The 15,467-nt window shown below is 64.5% G+C and carries 13 protein-coding genes; 10 read left to right on the top strand and 3 right to left on the bottom strand.

Annotated elements, in window-relative coordinates; translation table 11 throughout:
• The first annotated feature begins 256 nt into the window (after positions 1-256).
• The 6 genes from AC0L3A_RS31525 to msrA all read left to right on the top strand — a co-directional run bounded on the left by AC0L3A_RS31525 (position 257) and on the right by msrA (position 5,459).
• Positions 257-928: a sensor histidine kinase gene (locus AC0L3A_RS31525; RefSeq protein WP_473255837.1), complete on the top strand. Its 672-nt coding sequence runs from the start codon at positions 257-259 to the stop codon at positions 926-928.
• A gap of 33 nt (positions 929-961) precedes the next feature.
• Complete coding sequence (locus AC0L3A_RS31520) at positions 962-1,687, top strand: VOC family protein (RefSeq protein ID WP_473255836.1); 726 nt, start codon at positions 962-964, stop codon at positions 1,685-1,687.
• 261 nt (positions 1,688-1,948) lie between these two features.
• Positions 1,949-3,262 carry an epoxide hydrolase family protein gene (locus AC0L3A_RS31515; protein WP_473255835.1) on the top strand — a complete coding sequence of 438 codons (1,314 nt, stop codon included), beginning with the start codon at positions 1,949-1,951 and terminating at the stop codon, positions 3,260-3,262.
• Positions 3,263-3,323: 61 nt separating this feature from the next.
• Entirely contained in the window at positions 3,324-4,172 is an 849-nt protein-coding gene (locus tag AC0L3A_RS31510) for an enoyl-CoA hydratase/isomerase family protein (RefSeq protein ID WP_007601288.1), read from the top strand.
• Positions 4,173-4,368: 196 nt separating this feature from the next.
• Positions 4,369-4,791: an OsmC family protein gene (locus AC0L3A_RS31505; protein ID WP_007601290.1), complete on the top strand. Its 423-nt coding sequence runs from the start codon at positions 4,369-4,371 to the stop codon at positions 4,789-4,791.
• 152 nt (positions 4,792-4,943) lie between these two features.
• Entirely contained in the window at positions 4,944-5,459 is a 516-nt protein-coding gene (gene msrA, locus AC0L3A_RS31500; protein ID WP_007601292.1) for a peptide-methionine (S)-S-oxide reductase MsrA, read from the top strand.
• Between the two features lie 49 nt (positions 5,460-5,508).
• Here the strand turns inward: msrA and AC0L3A_RS31495 are convergent, their stop codons facing one another.
• Positions 5,509-6,069: a TetR/AcrR family transcriptional regulator gene (locus AC0L3A_RS31495; protein WP_245286012.1), complete on the bottom strand. Its 561-nt coding sequence runs from the start codon at positions 6,067-6,069 to the stop codon at positions 5,509-5,511.
• A gap of 216 nt (positions 6,070-6,285) precedes the next feature.
• Between AC0L3A_RS31495 and AC0L3A_RS31490 the strand changes: the two genes are divergently transcribed.
• The 3 genes from AC0L3A_RS31490 to AC0L3A_RS31480 all read left to right on the top strand — a co-directional run bounded on the left by AC0L3A_RS31490 (position 6,286) and on the right by AC0L3A_RS31480 (position 9,941).
• Complete coding sequence (locus tag AC0L3A_RS31490; protein ID WP_007601296.1) at positions 6,286-7,425, top strand: HlyD family secretion protein; 1,140 nt, start codon at positions 6,286-6,288, stop codon at positions 7,423-7,425.
• Positions 7,422-8,918, top strand: coding sequence for an MDR family MFS transporter (locus AC0L3A_RS31485; RefSeq protein ID WP_007601298.1), 1,497 nt, complete (start codon positions 7,422-7,424; stop codon positions 8,916-8,918). Before AC0L3A_RS31490 ends, AC0L3A_RS31485 begins: the two co-directional genes overlap by 4 nt.
• 84 nt (positions 8,919-9,002) lie before the next feature.
• Complete coding sequence (locus tag AC0L3A_RS31480) at positions 9,003-9,941, top strand: aldo/keto reductase (protein WP_007601300.1); 939 nt, start codon at positions 9,003-9,005, stop codon at positions 9,939-9,941.
• Between the two features lie 23 nt (positions 9,942-9,964).
• Here the strand turns inward: AC0L3A_RS31480 and AC0L3A_RS31475 are convergent, their stop codons facing one another.
• On the bottom strand, positions 9,965-12,802 hold the full coding sequence (locus AC0L3A_RS31475) for an ATP-binding protein (RefSeq protein WP_007601302.1): 2,838 nt from the start codon (positions 12,800-12,802) through the stop codon (positions 9,965-9,967).
• A 296-nt stretch (positions 12,803-13,098) separates the two neighbouring features.
• Here AC0L3A_RS31475 and AC0L3A_RS31470 point away from each other — a divergent pair, with 296 nt between their 5' ends.
• Positions 13,099-14,088: a Bug family tripartite tricarboxylate transporter substrate binding protein gene (locus AC0L3A_RS31470; protein ID WP_354128975.1), complete on the top strand. Its 990-nt coding sequence runs from the start codon at positions 13,099-13,101 to the stop codon at positions 14,086-14,088.
• A gap of 6 nt (positions 14,089-14,094) precedes the next feature.
• On the opposite strand, the gene AC0L3A_RS31465 is transcribed toward AC0L3A_RS31470, so the two are convergent.
• Positions 14,095-15,234: an MFS transporter gene (locus AC0L3A_RS31465; RefSeq protein ID WP_007601306.1), complete on the bottom strand. Its 1,140-nt coding sequence runs from the start codon at positions 15,232-15,234 to the stop codon at positions 14,095-14,097.
• Positions 15,235-15,467: the final 233 nt, after the last annotated feature.

Below are 15,467 nucleotides of genomic sequence, written 5' to 3'. Positions count from 1 at the left end.
AGTGGCGAAATCGCGTGGGGCGCCGGCAATTGGCCGTCGCGCGCGACGATCCGTCGCAAATTGTACTCAAACGCGAGCATCTTGCGAAGCGATAGGGGCAGCCCGGCGGCGTGCTTGACCGCCCAGCTCACGGCTTGGAGTCCCGGTCGTCGCACCCTCATCATAACAAAATCTTACAACGTCTAACGAGCAATGCACGCGAACTGCATCCAGTATCCGTTCCGAGTTTGACGTTAATTCCAACGGGGAGGCGACGATGTCCGGTATCAACGCTCGGCCGAATGACGACGTCGTTCGATCTCAGCTTGTGGCCAGTTTAGACGATCAGTCGCGTGACTGGCAGCTCGTGCTGCGGGAATCCCACCATCGGATGAAGAACACGCTGACGATACTGGGTGCGTCAGTCCGCCGCGATTTCACCCGGGCAGGCACCAGGGACGTGTCGCTTGCCGCGGACCGGCTCGAGCGGCGCATCGTCGCCTTCGGCAGGCTCTATCAACTCTTGTCCGACAATGACGATCATACGGCGATCCCGGTGGCGGCCTTCTTCGAAAATTTGTGCGGAGCGATTTCCGAGGCCGTGCTGGAGCCCGCGGGCATCCGCTGCGAGGCGGCGATCGAAAACGGGACCCTACCGGCATCGCAATGCCATCGGCTCGCGCTGATGCTGACGGAGCTGGTGACGAATGCGGCCAAGCACGCCTTCCCGAACAGGAATGATGCAATGATCCGCATCGAGATAGCCAATCGTGACGGCGCCTGGTTCTGCATGGTATTAGACAACGGGATCGGCGCGACCGGGCCGCTTCAGGGCACAGGCAGCCGGATTCTCGAAGGACTCGCACGCAGCATTCGCGCCCGGCTGCAGGGCGAGGCGGGAGAAGACGGCACACGTGTAACGATCGTGATGCCGATCGCAGCTGCTTGAAGTTCGTCTTCGATCCAACCCAGGGAGTTCGACATGGCCACTACCGAAATCGACCGCGACGCCGCGGCCAAGTCTTCTAAGAACCCTTCCAACAAGTCTGCGAGCAAGTCTTCGACATCGTCTAGAATTGATCAGAGGCTCGAGGTGATCGTGATCCCCGTGTCCGATGTCGATCGCGCCAAGGCCTTCTACGCGCGTCTCGGTTGGCGACTTGACGCCGATTTTGCCTCCGGCAATGACTGGCGCGTGATCCAGTTCACGCCGCCAGGCTCGGCCTGCTCGGTGATCTTCGGCAGGAACGTGACCGCGGCAGCGCCGGGCTCGGCGCGAGGCTTGTACCTGATCGTCTCCGATCTGGAGGCGGCGCGAAAGGATCTGCTCGGCCGCGGCATCGAGGTCAGCGCTCCATTCCATGGTGCCGGCGATGTCCACGCCGGAACCGACGAGCCTTATCTCTCCGGCAGCGTTCGGGTTAGCGGTGCTGACCCGAAGCGCGGCAGCTACGGCTCATTTGCCTCGTTCAGCGATCCCGACGGCAATGGCTGGTTGTTCCAGGAGGTCACCACGCGATTGCCGGGACGGATCGCGGGCGACGGCACGACATTCGCTTCGCAGGCTGCGTTGGCCGCAGCACTGCGCCGCGCGGCGGCGGCACATGGCGAGCACGAAAAGCGGACCGGCGGGCACGATGAGAACTGGGCCGATTGGTACGCCGATTATATCGTCCGCGAGCAGGCGGGCCAGCCGCTGCCATCCTGAGCTGGACGGCGGCTTCTCGACTGATGCAAGCCGACGCGGCGCGCGATGACTGAGCTGATCGCGCGCCGTGTTGCTTTGGCGGCGACCATCGTGGATCGCCGCTTGCTCTGCTCGGCGTCGCGCGGCTCGCAACGGCTAACGCGGTCTAACAACCCATAACGAGCAAATTGCCAGGGCCTGCGCCAATCTCTCTGCATGACGAACCGAGGCGTTGATGTCGAATTCGGTCAGCGTCACCGACCAAAGCCAGGGAGATCGAACATGACCACGCAAGCACGTATCGACATTCTCAATCCAGACCGCCGTCAACTGTTGAGCCAGGCCGCGATGACCGCGGTTGCCGCAAGCGTATCGAGCCTGTTGCCGCTGCATTCCACCAAGGCTGGCGTGAGTGGGGCGGTTCGCCCGTTCCACGTCAGCGTGCCCGAGCAGGATCTGGTCGATCTTCGCCGCCGCCTCGGGGCGACGCGCTGGCCGGATCGTGAGATCGTTGTCGATCAATCGCAGGGCGTGCAGCTGACGACGGTGCAGCAACTCGTGAACTACTGGCAGAACGACTACGACTGGCGCAAGATGGAGGCGCGGCTGAATGCCTTGCCGCAATTCGTCACCGAGATCGACGGCGTCGACATCCACTTCATTCACGTTCGCTCGCGTCACGAAAACGCGCTGCCGATGATCGTCACGCATGGCTGGCCCGGTTCGATCACCGAGCAGATGAAAATCGTCGGCCCGCTCACCGACCCCACCGCACACGGCGCGACGGCGGCGGACGCCTTTGATCTCGTGATCCCGTCGCTGCCCGGCCACGGCTTCTCCGGCAAGCCGACGGAGCTGGGCTGGGATCCCCAGCGCGTCGCGCGCGCCTGGATCGTGCTGATGAAGCGGCTCGGCTACAACCGCTATGTCGCGCAAGGCGGCGATTGGGGCAATGCCGTGACGGAGCAGATGGCAGTGATTGCGCCGCCCGAGCTGCTCGGCATCCATACCAACATGCCCGCGACCGTTCCGGACGACATCGCCAAGGCGCTTCAGCCCGGCGGATCGCGGCCGTCGAACCTCTCGGCCGATGAGCGCTACGCTTACGATCAGCTCGATGACTTCTACAAGCACGGTCTCGGCTACGCCATCGAGATGTCGAACCGGCCGCAGACGCTCTATGGCCTGGTGGATTCGCCGGCGGGCCTCGCGTCCTGGATGCTCGACCACGATGCGCGCAGCACCGCGATGATCGCCCGGGTGTTCGACGGCAAGACGGAAGGGCTGTCGCGCGATGACGTGATCGACAACATCACGCTCTATTGGCTCACCAACACCGCGGTGTCCTCGGCGCGGCTGTACTGGGAGAACAAGCTGGTGTTCTTCGAGCCCAAGCACATCAAGATCCCGGTCGCCGTCAGCGTCTTCCCGGACGAGATCTACGCCGCGCCGCGCAGCTGGACCGAGAAGGCCTATCCGAAGCTGATGCACTACAATCGCCTCGACAAGGGCGGCCACTTCGCCGCCTGGGAGCAGCCCGCGCTGTTCTGCGCGGAAATGCGCACCGCCTTCCGACCGCTGCGTCAGTCGATCTGAGACCTGCGGGGACGCGCACTTCCGCGCGTTCTCATTTTTCCCCACAGACAGGAATGCAATCATGAACCGCCCCGAACGCACCTTCACGACCGACCAAATCCGCCTGGAACGTCGGCTGCCGTCGTATTGGCGTGTCACCTTCGACATGCCCCCGGTCAATATCTTCGGCCCCAAGCAGCTTCCGCTTCTCGACGACGTCGTCACGGCGATCGAGACCGATCCTGAGGTGAAGGTCGTGGTGTTCGACAGCGCCGTGGAAGGCTTCTTCATCACGCATTACGACTTCCTCGCGCCGCTGGAGGATTCGCTTCGTATCCCGCCCGGGCCGACCGGCCTGCAGGCACTGCCCGACATGCTGGTGCGTCTCAGCCGCGCGCCGGTTGTCTCGATTGCCTCGATCCGGGGCCGCGCGACCGGCGTCGGCAGCGAGCTGGCGCTCGCGAGCGACATGCGCTTTGCCAGCCGCGAAAAGGCGATACTGTCGCAATGGGAAGTCGGTGCGGGCCTGGTGCCCGGCGGCGGGCCGATGGCGCGGTTGCCGCGCCTGATGGGCCGCGGCCGCGCGCTCGAAGTTCTGCTCGGCGCCGATGACATCCACGGTGATCTCGCCGAACGTTACGGCTATGTGAACCGGTCGCTGCCGGATGCCGAGCTCGACGGCTTCGTCGAGGCGCTGGCCATGCGCATCGCGTCCTTCGACAAGGAGGCGATTGCCGAGACCAAGCGCCTCGTCGACGTCGCGAGCCTGCCGCCGGATGTCGAGATCAAGCCGGAATGGGACGCGTTCCTGGCCTCGCTCAGCCGCCCCGCGAGCCAGACCCGCATCAAGGCGCTGATGTCGCGCGGCTTCCACCGCGCCGGTGACGTCGAGAACCGGCTCGGCTTCCACGTCGGACAGATCGGTAACTAGAGCGTTTTCGAGCGAAGTGGATACCGGTTCGCGTGAAGAAAACGCGTCAAAGCAAGAATCAAGTCCCGTTCGGAACGGGACTTGACGGAACCGCTGCGGCGCTCGGCCGGTTGGAATTGGCGACAAGCGGTCGTGCCAATGTCGCTTTCCTTCGGTACCGAGCGCCGGTGCCAAAAAATCAACCAGGAGAATTGAGATGATCCGCAAGGCAACAGCAGTCTGGAAGGGCACCGGTCGGGACGGGACCGGTCAGCTATCGAGCGAATCCGGCGTGCTCGCTGCGACGCCCTATTCCTTCAAGACCCGCTTCGAGAACGAGAAGGGCACCAATCCCGAGGAGTTGATCGCGGCGGCCCATGCCGGTTGCTTTACCATGGCGCTGGCCTTCGGCCTGCAGCTCGCCGGCTTCACTCCTGACGAACTCTCGACGGAAGCCGCGGTCACGCTCGAGCCGGAAGGCAAGGGTTTCAAGATCAGCAAATCGGCGCTGACCTTGCGTGCCAAGGTGCCGAACCTCGACGATGCCGGCTTTGCCCGCATCGCGGGCGAGGCCGAGAAGAACTGCCCGGTGTCGAAAGTGCTCAACGCCGCAATCACGCTCGACGCTAAACTGACGTAGGGCGCGCTCTCATTGTGTCTCCATCCGGTTCTGGAAGCTTGCGTCTCGCGAGAGGAGCTGGATGGACAAATGCCTGGCTTTCGGCTGAGCCGCCAAAAGCATAGGATGCGACGGATTCAGAACGGACAGACGGATCAATTGGGAGTGGAGATATGACAACGGAACGCGCAGTTTTAGCCGGAGGCTGCTTCTGGGGCATGCAGGATCTGATCCGCAGGCAGCCGGGCGTGATCTCGACCCGCGTCGGCTACACCGGCGGCGCTGTGAAGAATGCCACCTACCGCAATCATGAAGGTCATGCCGAAGCGATCGAGATCACCTTCGATCCCGCCAAGACCAGCTTTCGGACCATGCTGGAGTTCTTCTTCCAGATCCACGATCCGACCACGCTCAACCGCCAGGGCAATGATTTGGGCACGAGCTATCGCTCGGCGATCTTTTATACCAGCGACGAACAGAAGCGCATCGCAAAGGATACGATTGCAGACGTCGAGGCGTCCGGTCTCTGGCCTGGCAAGGTCGTGACCGAGGTCGCGCCCGCGGGCGAGTTCTGGGAAGCCGAGCCGGAGCACCAGGATTATCTCGAACGCTATCCGGACGGGTACACCTGCCACTTCATCCGCCCCGACTGGAAACTGCCGCGGCGCGGGGCTGCAGCGGCAGGCTAGAGCTGGTCGTCGTTATTGTCGGGGAGAGCCATGCCCGAAATCCGCGAGATCACCGCCGGCATCCGCAGAGCACATCGACCGCTTTTCGGGCCATCTCCCTCAGCTCGGAGCGGCGGGCGCCGGCACGGGCGCGAATGGCGATGGTGTGCATCGTGGCTGAAGCGAGAATGGCAAGCGCCGCTGGATCGGCGTCGCGCTTCAACTCGCCCTTGTCCTGCGCAAGGCGGAAGCGGGCTTCGAAATCGGCATCTATCATCCGCAGTCCCGCCGCGACGCTGCTCCGGATCGCGGCATCTTCGGCGACTTCGGTCACCGCCGTCCCCACCACGAAGCAGCCGCGCGCGGCTCCCTTGCCGGAAAAGTAAATCGACAGCGCCGCGTCATAGGCCAGCATCAGCGCTTCGTCCAAGGGATGGTCCCCGGCGAGAGCCTCACGCGTCGCGGCAAGGCTGATCTCCCAATAACGCGCGAGCGCCTCGAGGTAGAGCGCATGCTTGTTGCCGAACACCGCGTAGAGGCTCGGCGGACTCATCCCGGTCGCGGCAGCGACCTTGTCCAGGGAGGTACCGGAATAGCCCGTCCTCCAGAACGTCTCCGTTGCCCGCTTCAAGGCGGTCTCTGCGTCGTAGGCCGGTGGCCGTCCCCGGCGCGCCGGGCTCGTTTCGCTCTTTTTCCGTGCCATATCGTCAGAACCCCGGTTGCCCTGTTCTACACGTATATTTGTATGGATCGTTATAAAAATCAAGGGTCGCAGCCTTGATCGCCGCGTTGGAGTGCAATATTTGTAACGATCGTTATTAAATAGATTGAACCCGAGGATCTTCCGATGCGTTTCGATTTCGCGCCAATCGCCGGCGGGCTCGGCGATGGCAGCAGCTTCCGCCCGAGCGAGGCTGCCGCGCAATGGTTTGGGGCAGGGCTCGGCAAGCGGCTGCCGCTGATGCTCGCGCTGCCGATGGCGGTGGCCGTGGTTGGCGCCTTCATCTATCTGGCGCAGGAGCAATATGTCTCGACCGACGACGCCTTCGTGCGTGCCGCCAAGGTGACCGTCAACGCGCGCGTTTCCGGCCAGGCGGTCGAGATAGCCGTGCGCGACAACGAGCGCGTCCGGCGGGGGCAGGTGCTGTTTCGCATCGACCCGGAGCCTTATCAAATTGCCGTCGACCAGGCCGAGGCGCGCCTCGGAAGTGCGCGGCTCCAGATCGAGTCCCTCAAGGCGACCCATCGTCAGCAGCAGGCGGAGCTGCAGTCGGCCAAAGAGACGGCTACCTTCGACGAGCGCGAGTTCGATCGCAAGAAGATGCTGGTTGCCTCCGACTTCACGCCACGCGCGGTGTATGAGCGGGCCGAGACGGACATGAAGGTCGCTCGCCACCGCATGGCGTCGATCGAACAGCAGATCGCCAACACGATCGTTGCCCTCAACGGCGATGCCGATATCGATGTCGACCGTCATCCGACCGTTCGCGCGGCCAGGGCACAGCTCGACCGTGCGCGGCTGGATCTCTCCTACGCCACCGTGACGGCGCCGGACGACGGCATCGTGACCAAGGTGGACGATCTCCAGATCGGCGGCTTCGTCAATGCCGGGGCAACGACGTTCTCGCTGCTGTCGAGCCGGCACGTCTGGGTCGAGGCGAATTTCCGCGAGACCGGCTTGACCCACATGCGCCCGGGCCAGGAGGCGACGATCGACGTCGATGCCTATCCGGATCGCAAGTTCAAGGCGCACATCGTCAGCATGAGTCCGGGGACCGGCTCTGACTTCTCGCTCCTGCCGCCCGAGAATGCGACGGGAAACTGGGTCAAGGTCGTGCAGCGATTGCCGGTGCGCCTGGAACTCGACGATCTCGATCCGAACCGGCCATTGTTCTCGGGCATCAGCGTGACGGCGCGGGTCGATACAGGCCATCGCCGCAGCTGGCCGCATCTGCTCCAACCGGCGCCTGCAACGGAGGGCAAATGAGTACGCCCCTTCCATCGACCACGGCGCCCGGCGGTCATCACGCGATCGCCGCGGCCGCACTCATGGCGACCTACATGCAGGCCGTCAACATTTCGATACCGAACGCGGCGCTACCCCATATTCAAGCGACGCTCTCGATGGCGAATGACGAGGTCGGCTGGGTGTTTTCCTCCTATATCGCGGCGAGCGCCGTGACCATGTCGATCACGCAATGGCTGGCGGGACGCTACGGCCGGAAAGTGGTCTATCAGGCCGCTGTCACGATCTTCGTGTTGGGTCTCGCCCTCGACACGCTGGCGACGACGTCGATCCACTTCGTGCTGGCGCGAATCCTCCAGGGCGCGGCGAGCGGACCGCTGGCGCCGCTCTCGCTGGCGATCCTGCTCGAGGCGACACCGCCGGCGCGACATGCGCGCATGAACTTGGCCTGGACCGTCTGCTCCCTGCTCGGCATCAGCAGCGGCCCGGCCATTGGCGGCTGGCTCAGCGAATATTACGGCTGGCCCGCGATCTTCTATTTCAGCCTGCCGATGACGGGCTTCATTTTCCTGACGATGGCTCAGCTGCTCGGCGAGAAGCGGGCGGAGCGGAGCCAGCCCTTCGACTTCTTCGGCCTGACGACGTTCTCCGTCGGCATGATAGGGTTGCAGATGTTGCTCGACCGCGGGGAGCGCCTCGAATGGTTTGCCTCGACGGAAATCTGGATCGAGGCGGGCGCCTCCGTGCTCGGCTTCTATCTCTTCGTCGTGCACGTCATGACGACAAAGGAGCACTTTCTCCGCACGGCGCTGTTCAGGGACCGCAATCTCGTGCTCTCGACGGTCATCTCCTTCGCGGTTGGCTTCGTGCTGCTGCCGACCTTGGCCCTGACGTCCCCGATGCTGGAGGAATTGCTCAACTACCCCGTTGACACCACCGGATACATGACCGTTCCGCGCGGCGTCGCGCTGGTGGGAGCGCTGGTGCTGACGAGCCTGGTCCCGGCGCAGATCGACTACCGGCCGTTCCTCGTGGGTGGAATGACGCTGGTGGTCTATGCCAACTGGCTGATGCTTGGCTATTCACCGGCGATGGATTGGCGGCCGGTGGTCGAGGCCGGCCTGCTCCAGGGAGCGGGCCTCGGCATGTTGCTGCCCGCGCTCGCCAGGGCCGCGTTCGGCACGCTCGATCCGAAGCTCCGCCCGGAAGGCAGCGCGCTGATCAACCTGTCGCGCCTCTATGGCAGCACCATCGGCATCGCGGTGGTCCAGCTCTTCTTCTACGCCAACACGCAGGCTGTGCACGTCGCACTCGCAAAGAACCTCACGCCCTACCGAGTCGCTGCATTCGTCGGGGGGCCGATCGCGAAGCCAAGCCTTGCCGCCCTCAACGGCATGGTCACGCGTCAGGCGGCGACCGTCGCGGTCATCGACCAGTTCGAGATCCTGATGCTCGCCATGCTCGTCGTGATTCCGCTCGTGTTTTTTCTCCGTAAGCCGCGGCCGACCGGTTAACGCCTGGAGCCGTGGAATGACATCGCATCGAATACCTCGTCCCTCGCTTTTGAGGGAGCCGAGGACAAACAAAGGAGTATGAGCATGACTTCGTCAGATACGCTTCGTTATACGAGGATTCCAACTCATCAATCCGGGACGATTCCCGCGGTGGGATTTGGCACGCTCATTCCGGATCCGCTCGTGACCAGGCAGGCCACCAAGGCTGCATTGGAGGCCGGATTTCGACACCTTGATTGCGCGGAGCGCTATCGCAACGAGGAAGCGGTCGGCGATGCGCTGCAGGAGACGTTCAAGGAGGGAACGCTTCAGCGCAAGGACCTGTTCGTTACGACGAAGCTATGGAACACCAATCATCGACCGGAACGGGTCAGGCCTGCCTTCGACGCCAGTCGCCGGCGGCTGCAAGTCGACGAGATCGATTGCTACATCATCCATACGCCCTTTGCCTTTCAACCCGGCGACGAACAGGATCCGAGAGATGAGCACGGTCGGGTCATCTATGATTCAGGGGTTACGCTGGCGGAGACGTGGGGGGCGCTGGAGCGCCTGGTCGACGAGGGGCACTGCAAGTCGATCGGTCTGTCGGACATCACCCTGGACAAGCTGCGCGAGATCGTTTCGGTCGCGCGGATCAGGCCCGCCATGGTGCAAGTCGAATCGCATCCGTATCTTCCCGAGTGGGACCTGCTCGACTTCTGTCGAGAGCACGGGATCGTCTTGCAGGCGTTTGCAGCGCTGGGGCACGCGATGAAGCCGAACGTCCTGGCCGATCCGGTGATCACTGCCATCGCGGAGCGTTTGCACAAGACACCGGCCCAAATTGCGCTGGCGTGGGCCGTCCAGCGCGGCACCGCTTTCCTGACGACTTCGACCAATCCCCGGCGCATCCAGGAGAACTTCGATATTTCGGCTTTGCCCAAAGACGCCATGCGAGAGATGAGGGACGAGATCACGACAAACATCAGGTTCAACACGGTCGTCGAGACCGGCGTGCCCGGATTCATTCCGCGCGCCGGATGAATCGGCGCCGGCCAGCCGACTCGTCAAGCTCGGAGCTGCTCGATCAAATCGTGGGCGCTGCGGATTTCGGCGATGCCGGCACCTTCGGTGAACGGCCGGCATGCGCGTTCCAGAATTGCCAAGGCCTCCTTGGTCTGGCCAGCGCCGATCATGTACCGCGCCAGGCTGACCGCGCTTCGCAGCTCCCAGAAGCGCGCGCCTTGCTGGCCGGCAATGTCCATGGCCTCGCGAAAGCGCGGCTCGGCGTCTCCTGAATGCCGGGTGCTCCTGAGCATCAACTCTCCCTTGATGCGGATCAGCTCCGGCAGATACCAGAGCTCCTGCCGGTCGTTGCAGCGGGTCAGGACATCCTCGATCACGTCGAGGCCGCGATCGACCTGGTCGGCCTCTCCGGAACACGCGGCGAGCTCGCCGAGCAGGGGCAGAAAACGCGGCAGGAAGCGCGCATCGCCGGCGCGATTGAGCTCCTCGCGCAGCAGCGGAAGGCCGGTCGAGTCGCCGCGTTTGACCATGACAGCGGCGTTGAAGGCCCTAGCCCACAGGCCCCACAGCCGGATCGCGTGGCGCTCGGTGTGTTCGAGCAGCTCGGCGCCGTGACGCTGCGCGGCGTCGAAATCGCCGGACCAGAAGGCGATCGGACAGGCGGCTTGTCCGAGTACGCTGCAGAAGGTCAGCGCGTGGCCATTGGCGCGGCCTTCCTCGATGTTCCTGGCGGTGAGGGCCTGAGCCTGATCGGCCAGGCCCTGAAGCCACAGGATGCGAGCTCGAAAATATTGGGTCGAGATTCTCAGATCGAGCGGGAAGATCTTCGGCTTCTCCGCCAACACATGCAGCGATGCATTGACCCGGTCGATGCGCAGCCGAGCCTCGTTCTGATCCCCGAGATAGTGCAGCGCCACGGCCATTAGCCGGTCGCCCAGCATGACGTCGGTCCTGTCGGACGAGTTCGCCGCTGCGTTCGCAAAGCGATCGGCGAGCGCACGGGCCTTGCCGAACTGTCCGTTGTTGAACTGGTCGATGCACAAGCCCCAGAGCGCGCGCAGCCGGAAATCCTTGTCGTCGAGCCTGTCAGCCAGCTCGAGGGTCGTCTCGAGGATCGGCCGCGCCTCGCGCGCGCGGCCCTCGCCATACATCAGCGACCAGCCGAGTGCCGACAGGAGCTGCATGCGGATGCGGTCATCGTCGGCGGTGTCTCCGAGCGCTGCGAGTGCCGTTCTGCTGCGCTCACGGCATTCCGCGAACAGTGAAAGACGTACCCACAGCGTGATCGCGGCCGCCGTCAGCGCGATGCCGAGTGTCGCCTCGCCGTCGGGCCCGAAGGCCCAGTCCAACGCCGCGCGCACATTGTCCAGCTCCGCGCCATAGATGCTCAGCCATTCGGGCAGCGGCGTCGAAATATCCGCCTCCGCGCGCTGGAATAAATCGCGAAAATGCTCGGCATGACGCCGCGCGAACTGCCTGGCTTCGCCGAGCTCGTTGAGTTTTCCGTATGCATAGGTGCGCGTGGTGTCGAGCAGCCGATAGCGCAGCGTCCGCGAGCCGGACGGCGAGATCAGCGACTTGGTCACCAGGCTGTCGATTGCTTCGAGGGTCTCGGATGCGTTGAGGCCGTCACCGGACGCGACCGCTGCCGCCGCCTCCGGCGCGAAAGGCCCGGCAAAGACCGACAAGCGTCGCAGCGTGGCGCTCTCCACGGGAGGCAGAAGGTCGTAGCTCCAGTCGAGCGCCGCAGCGAGCGTCTGGTGCCGCGGCACGGCGGTGCGCCGGCCGCGCCATTGCAGCGAAAAGCGGCTGTCGAGCAGGGATGCCGTGCCGGCGATGCCGTAAGCATTGACGCGGCCCGCCGCGAGCTCGATAGCCAGCGCGATGCCGTCGAGGCGCCGGCAGATGCTCGCGACGAGGGGCGCCTCTTCTGCGCTGAGCTGAAACGGTCCCGAGCTCTGCGCAATGCGGTCCACAAAGAGTTGAGCCGCGGGATAGGCAAGAACCTCGTCGACAGCAAGCCCTTCGCGCTCGGGCGGACAATCCAGTGGGAACAGCCGGAAAATCCGCTCGCCTTCGCTCCGGAACGACTCGCGGCTGGTTGCGAGAACACGAAGCTGCGGTGCTTCGCGAACGATGTGCTCGACGAGAGGCGCCAATTGATCCAGCACATGTTCGCAACTGTCGAAGATCAGCAGGGCCGGGCCGATCTTGAGGAAAGTCAGAAGGGCCGGCGTCGGATCTTCCGCGCTGATGGTCAGTCCGAGCGCCGAAGCAATGGTGGTCGCGATGTGACTGGCATCCCTCAGCGGACCGAAATCGACAAAGAAGACTCGCCCGCCGAAATCCTGGGAGCGGCGATGCCCGACGGTGACGGCGACCGAGGTCTTGCCGATGCCGCCCGGGCCGACGACCGTCATGAAGCGATAGAGGGAAAGTCCGTTCGAGATCTTCTCGATGACATCTTCCCGGCCGACCATCCTGGTTAGCTGAGCGGGCAGGGAGCGGGGAGGGGCGGTTTCGGCCGCGAGCGGGGCGGCTGGCGCAGCTGCTTGAGCGAACGAGGCGACAAAGCAATAGCCGCGGCCCGGCACGTTAACGACGTAACGGGCCGACTTGCCGGTATCGCCGAGCGCTTTGCGCAGCGCCGCGACATGGAAGCGCAGACTGCCCTCGTCGACATTGACGCCGGCCCAGATGCGCTTGACCAGCTCTCTCTTGTCGACGACTTCTCCGGGGCGTCCGGCAAGGAAGATGAGAATGTCGAGCGCGCGGCCGCCGACATGAAGCGGCGCCCCCTCCTTCTCCAAGAGCCGGGACTTCGGAAACAGTCGAAATGGCCCAAAGGAAATGGCCGAGTCTTCGCTACGATCTGGCACGCGCCATCGCCCCCTCGAAGGGAGTCAAAAGGTATTACTTTTTGGTCTACCAGAACGAGGCGTACAGTAAACTGGCCGAAAGCAGTGGGCAGGGCTGGCAGCCCTGCGTGGACGGCTTGGGTCGGCTCGCTCGCGAAATTGTGCTTGGAAAGTAAAGAGTTAGGCCGATGTGACAATGCGATGACGCCGAGGCTCGCCCGGATGGAGCATTGACTGTGATGCCGGATTGCTGCGATGGCATCGTCCGGGAGCCGGTCCCGCCACCACATCGACTGCCGACTTCCGGAATTTCCAGCATGGCCTCTTTCACGCGGCGACAATTCGTGCACGCGTTGACAAGCGCAGCGGCGCTCGCCGCGCTTCCCCGCAGCGGACAAGCCGCCGACTATCCGTCTCGTCCCATTCGCCTGGTGATTCCCTACGGACCCGGTGGATCGGGTGACCAGATCGCGCGCCCCTGGGTTGACAGGATGCCGTCGCTGCTCGGGCCGACCTTCGTCGAATATATCGGCGGTGCGGGCGGCGCCATCGGGACCGCGGCGGTCGCACGCGAGGAGCCCGACGGCTATTCGCTGCTGCTCGGTAACGGCAGCACGCAGGTCATCATTCCCATGACGTCGGCGAATCCCGGATATTCGGTTGGCGATTTCCGCGCCATCTACCGGCTGATCAACAGCGCGCTGGTTTTCGCCGTCAATCCTTCGGTGCCCGCCGCAAACCTGCGCGAGTTGATCGCCTATGCGAAAGCCAATCCGGGAAAGCTGTCCTATGGCACGCCGGGGATCGCCACCGGAAACCATCTGGTCGGCGAATCCTTCAAGCAGCAGGCCGGCGCGCTGGACATCGTCCACGTGCCCTATCGGGGCATCGCGCAAGCGACCAACGACCTCGTCAGCGGCCAGATATCGCTCGTCATTGCCGTCATGTCCGTTCAATTGCAGCAGCTGACTCAAGCGGGGAAAGTCAGGCTGCTCGCGGTCACCACCGAAACGCGGCTGAGCGGCGCGCCGGAGATCCCGACCGCCGTCGAATCCGGCATGCCCGGCATCCGGTATGAGGGATGGTTCGGTCTGTTCGCGCCCAAGGACACCGACGATGCGATCATCGACCGAATCGCGCAGGCGACGCGGCTCGCCATGGCCGAACCGGCGCTTCTGGCGAGCTATCGCGCCCAGGGCATGGAGCCGGACAACGATTCAAGTCCGGACAAATTCCAGCGCATCGTCGAGGCCACATCCGCAAGCCTCGCGCCCCTGATCAAATCGATCGGGCTGAGCAATTTGTGAGGCCGCTCAGCCGTCGGCGCGCGTAACCATGCGCGCCGTCAGCGTGACGAGGCCCATCAGCGCGGCCAGGAGCCAGAACGCCATCGGCAATCCGCCAAAGCGTGCGACGAAGCCGACACCGGCGGGGCCGACGAGAACGCCAGCATAGCCGGCGGTCGTGATCGCCGCAACGGCGAGCCCCGTGGGCATCACCGTCTGCCTCGCCGCCCGGCGGAACAGCACCGGTACGACGTTCGATGCGCCGAGGCCGATCAGCAGGAAGCCGGCTATGGCGACCGCCACGACGGGAGCCGTGAGCAGGACCACGAAACCCGCGATCGCAATCAGGCTGCCCCAGAACAATGTCGTGCGGTCTCCGACGCGTGCGACGACTGCGTCGCCGCCGAGCCGCCCGATCGTCATGGCTACCGAGAACACGATGTAGCCGATCCCGCCTTGCGCTTCGGAAACGAGACCCGCGCCGATGACGAGCAAGGCGCCCCAATCGAGCATCGCGCCTTCGACCAGGAAGGTGATGGCGCAAAGCAGCGCGAGCAGGAGCACGGCGCCATGCGGCAGCACGAACAACGGCCCCTCCTGTACCTGCACAGAGCGAAGCAGCCGCGGCCACGCCGCCAGCATCGCGATCAGCATCAGGACGGAGCAGATCAGCGTGCAAGCGAGCGCGCCGAGTTGCAGCGAGAGTAGTGCGGTCATCAGCGCGGCCCCGGCGAAGCCGCCGATGCTGAACAGCGCGTGGAAGCCGGACATCAGCGGACGTCCTGCGGCGCGCTCCACCTCAACCGCGTGGATGTTCATGGCGACGTCGACGGAGCCGAGCGCGGCGCCAAATGCGAAGAGTGCCAGCGCGAGCGTCATGGACGAGCTCGCGATTGTCAGCAGAGGCAGGACCAGGGCAAGACCGAGCCCGCCCGCAATGATGATCGGCTTGCTGCCATAGCGCGCGCTCAGCACGCCGGTCAGAACCATCGCGACGACCGAGCCGATGCCGAGGCTGAGCAGGAGCAGTCCGAGGATGCCGTCGTCGACGGCGAGCCGCGCCTTCGCGAACGGCACCAGCGGTGCCCAGCACGCGATGCCGAAGCCCGCGACGAGAAAGGCAAGCCTGGTCGCAAGGCGTGTCGCCGGCCTATCGGCAGAGGACATGGGAACTCCGGGGAGGGGAAGCAGGGCAGGGGCAATCGACAAGCCTCGCAATTGTCGCGTCTTTATGTCCGCGGCGGACTCGGATTGTCGCAGGCGGCCCGTGGGGCGGACGGAACGCCAGTGCGAACCAAGGAGTGAGGCTTCGTTTCCGGGGGGGGGGGGGGGCGGCCGGCCGGGGGGCGGGGGGGGGGGGGGGGGGGGACGACCCCGCCGGGGGGGGGGTGGGGGGCGGG

The sequence above is a fragment of the Bradyrhizobium sp. MI1.3 genome, assembly GCF_055811695.1.
Note: the sequence above shows the minus strand (reverse complement) of the source record. Positions and strands in the feature narration are given on the sequence as shown.